Raw genomic sequence first — 6,955 nt, 5'->3', positions numbered from 1 at the left:
AAGGACGGCCGTATCAGGTGCCTCTCGCCCAGCCAGGGCCGTAAGGCATTCCTGGAGCGGTTTCGCGAATTAAGCGGGCAGGGGTGAGCGGTTCGCTCACATGCGTATAACTGCGGAGATGTGGGCTAAATTGTCGGGATCATTTCTGGCCAAAAATAGGCCATTGGAGAGAGCCAATAGGTAGTTACATCCTGCTCGGAAGGAAGCCGATCCTTTGAAAGATCATGCTTCCATCTTCCTTCCATTCCTTCTCTTGCAGCGATGGCTGCAATTATAGCGTCTCGTTCGTGTTCTGGTCCGATATAGCTAAGGATTGGACGCTCTGGGCATAACTGTAGCCAGTTTATACCTGGAACATATAGAAGAGCCTTGGGGTGGACCTCAGTAATAGGTGTGCCCGGGAACTTCTTGCGGATGAGGTCTGCGAACAGTGCTCCTTGCACAAGAGCGGCTCCGCGGAGCGAGTTTGCTGTTGCAACCTGTCCGCCCGATAGCCCGTATGTTTTTCTGATTCTGCGATCGGCCATTCGGTCACTCGACCGGCCAGCGGACCACCACATGGGGGCATCAATACCGACTCCCCGTGGCGGCAACGAGATCAGTTCGACGGCTTCTTCGGCGCAGGAAACGCAATAGGAGCGGACGTTGTCATCCGCATCAATGGTGGCGACGCCGAAGGCGTCTTTCCCTCCAGGGTCTGCGCCAACCCACATAGGCTTAATCCGGGAAATTCCAGGGCCAGTGAGGGCTGTGTATCCCAAAATGGGATTATCCGATAGCGGGATTATTGACCAAGGGGCAAACCCGGCGGTCAGATTTTATGCCCAAGCCCATCTACAGCGAACGACACCAAAGGCTTCTGGCCTTGCTGGTTGCCGCTCGCAAATCCAGTGGGCTTACGCAGGCGCAAGTAGCCGCGAAGCTGGGACGACCCCAATCTTATGTGGCGAAGTATGAACGCGGCGAGCGGCGCTTGGATGTGCTTGAGTACCTGGACGTCGCTGAAGCTGTTGGGTTTGACCCATGCGATCTGCTGAGGTCTGTCGGCACCATGTAACCACGAGGTAACCGCGCCCGTCTGACTGGTCCCTAGGGCCGCGACCAGCAGTCCTGTCTTAAGCCCCAGAAACGCGAAAAGCCGCGGAAGACCGCGGCCTTTACGTCTGGCGACTTGGAGCGGGCGAAGGGATTCGAACCCTCGACCCCAACCTTGGCAAGGTTGTGCTCTACCCCTGAGCTACGCCCGCTCGGCGTCTGAACCGGATGCCTTGGCGCCCGGAGGCCCGGATAATACGAAAAGCGGCGCCCCGATCAAGCCCTTTTTTGTCCCTTCCCGCAATCGTCCGCTTTGCCCTTGCCAGGGTGGCGGGGACGGTCCATCTATTGCGGGTCGAACTCCACCTCGCCCGGACCTGATACCCATGGATCTCATCTTCGGTGCCGGCGGAAAGCCCGCCGCCCCCGGCGGCGCGGCCGCCGGCGAGCTGATCAAGGACGCCACCACCGCCACCTTCATGGCCGACGTCATCGAGGCGTCGCGCCATGTACCGGTCATCGTCGACTTCTGGGCCACCTGGTGCGGCCCGTGCAAGCAGCTGGGACCGACCCTGGAGAAGGTGGTCAAGGAATTCCGCGGCGCCGTGCGCATGGTCAAGGTCGACGTCGACCGCAACCAGGACCTCGCCGCCCAGCTGCGGGTGCAGTCGGTGCCCATGGTCTACGCCTTCAAGGATGGCCGCCCGGTGGACGCCTTCGTCGGCGCCCAGCCGGAAGGCCAGATCCGCAGCTTCATCGAGCGCCTGACCAAGGGCGGCGCCCAGTCCTCGCTGGCCGATCTGGTGGCCGAGGCCAAGGAGATCCTGGCCGGCGGCGACCCCGAGACCGCCGCCCAGCTGTTCCAGCAGGTGCTGGCCGAGGACCCCGCCAACGCCCCCGCCATCGCCGGCCTGCTGCGCTGCCTGATGGCGGTGGGCGACACCGCCTCGGTCAAGCAGATGCTGGCGCAGCTGCCCGAGGACGTCACCCGCCACGCCGACATCGCCGCCGTGCGCACCGCCCTGGAACTGGCCGAGACCGCCCCCGGCGCCGGCGCCACCGCCGAGCTGCGGCGCCGCCTGGCCCAGGACGCGGGCGACCATCAGGCCCGCTTCGACCTGGCCATGGCCTATTACGCCGCCGGCGAGACCGAGGCGGCGGTGGACGAGCTGCTGGAGCTGTTCCGCCGCGACCGCACCTGGAACGACGATGGCGCGCGCAAGCAGCTGGTCAAGCTGTTCGAGGCCCTGGGGCCGACCCATCCGGTCACGGTGGCGGGACGCCGGCGCCTGTCCAGCCTGCTGTTCTCGTAGCGCCATGGCCGGCCTGGCGGACTTCAGGGAACTTCCCGGCGTGCTGCCGGTCTTCGCCGTCGCCGGCGCCCTGCTGCTGCCCGGCGGCCGCCTGCCGCTGACCGTGTTCGAGCCGCGCTACCTGGCGCTGACCGACGACTGTCTGGGGACGGGGCGCCTGTTCGCCCTGGTCCAGCCCGGACCCGAGGACGGCAGCGTGCCGGTGCCGGGCCTGCAGCCGGTGGGCTGCTTGGCCCGCATCGTCGCCTTCGGCGAGACCGGCGACGGCCGCTACCTGATCACCGGGCTGGGCATCAACCGCTTCCGCCTGGTCGGCGAGGAGCCCGGCCGCTCGGGCTATCGCCGGGTGGTGGCCGATTATGCCCCCTTCGCCGGCGACCGCGAGGGCGAGGGCCGGATCGACATCGACCGCCGCCGGCTGATCGCCGCCGTCTCGGCCTATCTGTCGCACCAGGGCCTGACCGCCGACATGGCCAGGCTGGACGACAGCAACGACACCGAACTGGTCACCGCGCTGGCCATGGCCGCGCCGCTGTCGCCGGAAGAGAAGCAGGCGCTGCTGGAAGCCCCCTCCACCACCGAGCGCGCCCAGCTGATGACCGCCATGTTCGAAATGGCCCTGCTGACCGAAAGCGGCGATTTCGTCCGCCATTGACCCATCGGAGACGACCATGACCGACCGCCTGCCCGGCATCGACCCCAAGCTGATGGAGATTCTGGTCTGCCCGGTCTCCAAGGGGCCGCTGCGCTATGACCCCGACCGCCAGGAACTGGTCAGCGAGAGCGCCGGCCTGGCCTATCCCATCCGCGACGGCATCCCGATCATGCTGCCGGACGAAGCCCGGTCCCTCGACACCCAGGGAGCATCCAAATGAACAGCACCTACGGCAGCCAGCACACGCCCGAAGAGATCAAGGTCAAGAAGGCGGAAAAGCGCCTGGAAATTCGTTTCGGGGACGGAAAGGCCTTCAGCCTGCCGGCCGAGCTGCTGCGGGTGGAAAGCCCCTCGGCCGAGGTCCAGGGCCACACCCCGGACGAGAAGAAGCTGGTTTCCGGCCGCAGCCATGTGGGCATCATCGCGGTGGAGCCGGTGGGCAATTACGCGGTCAAGATCGTCTTCGACGATCTGCACGATTCCGGCATCTACACCTGGGACTACCTGTACTGGCTGGGCGCCAACCAGGACCAGATCTGGCGGGAATACGAGGCGGCCCTGGCCGCCGCCGGCCTGAGCCGGCACCCGAACGCCACCGGGGCCAACGCCACCGGCGGGGGCGAGGCCGCGCCCAAGCATGCCGGCTGCGGCTGCGGCTCGGGCGGCAAGGGCGGCTGCGGATGAATCCTGAGGCGGCGGAGGCGTTCTACGCCCGCCTGCGGGCGGCCATGCCCGAGCCGAAGAGCGAACTCCACTACGTCAATCCCTATACCCTGCTGGTGGCGGTGGTGCTGTCGGCCCAGGCCACCGATGTCGGGGTCAACAAGGCGACCCGCCCGCTGTTCGAGCGCGTCGCCTCCCCGGCCGCCATGGTCGCCCTGGGCGAGGCGGCCCTGGCCGACGCCATCAGGACCATCGGCTTGTACCGCACCAAGGCGCGCAACGTCATCGCCCTGTCGCGCATCCTGCTGGCCGAGCACGGCGGCCAGGTGCCGCGCGACCGCGCCGCCCTCGAGGCGCTGCCGGGAGTGGGGCGCAAGACCGCCAACGTGGTCCTCAACGTCGCCTTCGGCGACCCCACCATCGCCGTCGATACCCATTGCTTCCGCGTCGCCAACCGCACCGGCCTGGCCCCCGGCCGGACGCCGCTGGAGGTGGAGCAGGGCCTGCTGCGGAACACCCCGGCCGCCTACCTGCACGACGCCCACCACTATTTGATCCTGCATGGCCGCTACGTCTGCAAGGCGAAGAAGCCGGACTGCCCGGTTTGCGTGGTGCGGGATTTGTGCGAGTGCGACGAGAAACCGTCCTGAATGCCGTCCTGGCCGGGCTCGACCCATGCCTGTCCGGGAAAACCGTCGGCAGCCGTCCATGGCAACACGGATGACGCGGATTCCGGCTTCGCCGGACGCGGATGAACACGGATTCCAGACCCTTGGCGCGCGAAGCGCGTCACCACCTCCATCCGTGCTATCCGTGTTCCCGCGCCAGCGGGCATCCGTGTCCATCCGTGTTGCCATGGATGACGGCCGACGGTTCAACCGGACACAAGTGGGCTGGACCCGGCCATCCACGCCGCCGAGGGGACGGATAAGGAGAGTGTTGGTCCGTGACGCTTCAGCTGGCCGGCACCGGCGGGCGGGTGCGGCCGAGCAATTCGTCGACGCAATCGCGGTCGCTCACCGGCTGGGCCGAGCGCACCGCGTAATGGGCCACGATCTGGCCGCCGCCGTCGTCATACAGGAACAGGTCGAGGGTGCAGCTGCGCCCGCGATACTGCCAGATCTCGGCCGGGGTGTCGCGCCGGGTGAACACCGGCGCGCCCAGCATGGAGCGCAGCTGGGTCGGGCTCAGGCCCTTGAGCGCGGTCGGCTCGAGGGGGACGCGACGGGCTTCGGCGATGGCGGGACGGGACGGCGCCGGGGCGGGCTCTCCCGCCCCGGCCGGCGTCACCGACGCGGCCGGTCCCTGGCCGGTCTGGGGATTGCCGGCACAGGCGGCAAGCAGCAGGGCGGAACCGAGAACGGCACTGGCGTGGGGGCGCATGGGGAGAACCGGGAGGCGAAGACAGCGCGGATTATAGGGTTTCCGCTTGAATTCGCAACGACTGGAACACGTGCACCATGAAGGCGGTGGCAAGCACCGGTGTCGCCAGGTTGAGCAGCGGCACGCCGAACAGGATTGCGATGACGATGCCGGCCAGCCACAGCCGCCCGAGATGGTGGCGGAACACCCGCCGGGCCTCGGCCGGGGGCAGGCGGCGCAGCGCCACCAGGTCGAAATATTCGCGCCCGAGCAGGTAGCCGTTGATCACCGCCGCCAGCAGCACCGTCAGCCCGGTCAGCAGCAGCACCAGATAGACGGGAAGCGCCGCCAGGTTGACGGCGATGGTGAGCGCCAGGAACCGCAGCGTGGTCGCCAGCACTTCCCCCAGCCCCTGCGGCCGCGGCCAGTTGAGGCCGGGATAGTGGCGGTCCTCCACCGCATCGGCGACCCGCTCCAGCATGGTGCCCATCACGGTGGTGGACAGGGCGGGGAAGAACAGCACCGGCAGCACCAGCGCCGCCAGGCCGATGGCGAGGTCGCTGCCCAGGTCCAGCCAGCCGGACTGGAACAGCGAGACGTTGGCCAGGGTGGTCCACACCGCCGCCACCAGCACCACATAGGCGGCGATGGCGACCAGGATGCCCAGCGCCAGCACGCGGCGCAGGCGGGGATCGGGCAGTTGGGCGAAGGCCTTGAACAGGGCGGCGATCATGCCCCATTCAACCACGCCCGGGGCGTGTCGGCAAAGGGGCGGGCGGAGGTGACGCGGTGGTTTTTGATTGTCCCGTCCGCTTGCGCCGCTATACTGCGCCGCCGGCCGGGCGACCCGTTTCGGCCTAACGACCCGTTTCGGCCGGCCCGCGCAAGCAGCGAGAGATCAGGTTCCATGGTGGATACCCGCTACCACGTCGCCGCCATCGGCAACGCGATCGTCGATGTGCTGGTTCACGCCGACGACGGCATGCTCGAACGCCTGGGCGTCGCCAAGGGGATGATGACCCTCATCGGCGCCGAGGATGCCGAGCGCATCTATGCCGGCCTGCCGCCGGGCATCGAATGCTCGGGCGGCTCGGCCGCCAACACGGTGGTCGGTGTCGCCTCGCTGGGCGGCCGCGCCGCCTATGTCGGCAAGGTCAAGGACGACCAGCTGGGCGCCGTGTTCGGGCACGACCTCCGCAGCGCCGGCGTCGCCTTCGCCACCAGGGCTGCGGCCGACGGCCCCTCCACCGCCCGCTGCTTCGTGCTGGTCACTCCCGACGCCCAGCGCACCATGCTGACCTATCTGGGGGCCTGCATCGAGCTTACCCCCGATGATGTCGAGGAGGCGGTGATCGCCGCCGCCGCCGTCACCTATATGGAAGGCTATCTCTACGACCCGCCGCTGGCCAAGCGGGCCTTCCTCAAGGCGGCCGAGATCGCCCACAAGGCCGGCCGCATGGTTTCGCTGTCGCTGTCCGACCCGTTCTGCGTCGATCGCCATCGCGACGCCTTCCTCGACCTGGTGGCCAACCACGTCGATATCCTGTTCGCCAACGAGGCCGAGCTGACCGCCCTGTTCCGCGCCGCCGACTTCGACGAGGCCCTGCGCGCCGTCCGCGGCCATTGCCGGGTCGCCGCAATCACCCGCGGCGCCCAGGGTTCGGTGGTGGTGGCCGGCGACGACGTCATCGTGGTCGGCGCCGATCCGGTGCCGGCGGTGGTCGACACCACCGGTGCCGGCGACCTCTATGCCGCCGGCTTCCTCTACGGTTTCACCCACGGGCGCGATCTGGCCACCTCGGCCATGCTGGGCGGCATCGCCGCCGGCGAGGTCATCGGCCATTTCGGCGCCCGCCCCGACCGCAACCTCGCCGAGCTGGCCCTGGCCCGCCTCGGTCCCTCCCCCTTCGCTCCGGTAGCGTAACGA

General features: G+C 68.0%; 9 protein-coding genes and 1 tRNA gene. 7 read left to right on the top strand and 3 right to left on the bottom strand.

Annotated features, from left to right (window positions below; genetic code table 11):
* Positions 1 to 820 precede the first annotated feature (820 nt).
* Complete coding sequence (locus MTBUT4_RS10075; protein WP_173979557.1) at positions 821 to 1,057, top strand: helix-turn-helix domain-containing protein; 237 nt, start codon at positions 821 to 823, stop codon at positions 1,055 to 1,057.
* Between the two features lie 115 nt (positions 1,058 to 1,172).
* Here the strand turns inward: MTBUT4_RS10075 and MTBUT4_RS10070 are convergent.
* Positions 1,173 to 1,247, bottom strand: a tRNA-Gly gene (locus MTBUT4_RS10070).
* Positions 1,248 to 1,421: 174 nt separating this feature from the next.
* Between MTBUT4_RS10070 and trxA the strand changes: the two genes are divergently transcribed.
* Genes trxA through nth form a run of 5 tightly spaced genes read left to right on the top strand, consistent with a single transcriptional unit; the run spans position 1,422 to position 4,316 of the window.
* Positions 1,422 to 2,348 (top strand): thioredoxin, encoded by a 927-nt coding sequence (trxA, locus tag MTBUT4_RS10065; RefSeq protein WP_173979556.1) that lies wholly within the window; start codon positions 1,422 to 1,424, stop codon positions 2,346 to 2,348.
* Between the two features lie 4 nt (positions 2,349 to 2,352).
* Positions 2,353 to 3,003 carry an LON peptidase substrate-binding domain-containing protein gene (locus tag MTBUT4_RS10060; protein ID WP_173979555.1) on the top strand — a complete coding sequence of 217 codons (651 nt, stop codon included), beginning with the start codon at positions 2,353 to 2,355 and terminating at the stop codon, positions 3,001 to 3,003.
* Between the two features lie 16 nt (positions 3,004 to 3,019).
* A complete protein-coding gene (locus MTBUT4_RS10055) occupies positions 3,020 to 3,223 on the top strand; it encodes a Trm112 family protein (RefSeq protein ID WP_173979554.1) in 204 nt (67 codons plus the stop codon).
* The gene (locus MTBUT4_RS10050; protein WP_173979553.1) at positions 3,220 to 3,687 is read left to right on the top strand and encodes a gamma-butyrobetaine hydroxylase-like domain-containing protein; all 468 of its coding nucleotides are present in this window, start codon (positions 3,220 to 3,222) and stop codon (positions 3,685 to 3,687) included. Before MTBUT4_RS10055 ends, MTBUT4_RS10050 begins: the two co-directional genes overlap by 4 nt.
* Positions 3,684 to 4,316 (top strand): endonuclease III, encoded by a 633-nt coding sequence (gene nth, locus MTBUT4_RS10045; RefSeq protein WP_173979552.1) that lies wholly within the window; start codon positions 3,684 to 3,686, stop codon positions 4,314 to 4,316. The genes MTBUT4_RS10050 and nth overlap by 4 nt, the downstream gene beginning before the upstream one ends.
* Positions 4,317 to 4,620: 304 nt before the next feature.
* Here nth and MTBUT4_RS10040 read toward each other — a convergent pair whose 3' ends face one another.
* Both MTBUT4_RS10040 and MTBUT4_RS10035 read right to left on the bottom strand, forming a co-directional pair.
* The gene (locus tag MTBUT4_RS10040; RefSeq protein ID WP_173979551.1) at positions 4,621 to 5,049 is read right to left on the bottom strand and encodes a hypothetical protein; all 429 of its coding nucleotides are present in this window, start codon (positions 5,047 to 5,049) and stop codon (positions 4,621 to 4,623) included.
* Positions 5,050 to 5,080: 31 nt separating this feature from the next.
* Positions 5,081 to 5,761, bottom strand: a complete 681-nt coding sequence (locus MTBUT4_RS10035; RefSeq protein WP_173979550.1) for an EI24 domain-containing protein — start codon at positions 5,759 to 5,761, stop codon at positions 5,081 to 5,083.
* Between the two features lie 174 nt (positions 5,762 to 5,935).
* On the opposite strand from MTBUT4_RS10035, the gene MTBUT4_RS10030 reads away from it, so the two are divergent.
* Complete coding sequence (locus MTBUT4_RS10030; RefSeq protein ID WP_173979549.1) at positions 5,936 to 6,952, top strand: adenosine kinase; 1,017 nt, start codon at positions 5,936 to 5,938, stop codon at positions 6,950 to 6,952.
* Positions 6,953 to 6,955: the final 3 nt, after the last annotated feature.

It is taken from the genome of Magnetospirillum sp. UT-4, assembly GCF_902729435.1.
Lineage (GTDB): Bacteria > Pseudomonadota > Alphaproteobacteria > Rhodospirillales > Magnetospirillaceae > Magnetospirillum.
Note: the sequence above shows the minus strand (reverse complement) of the source record. Positions and strands in the feature narration are given on the sequence as shown.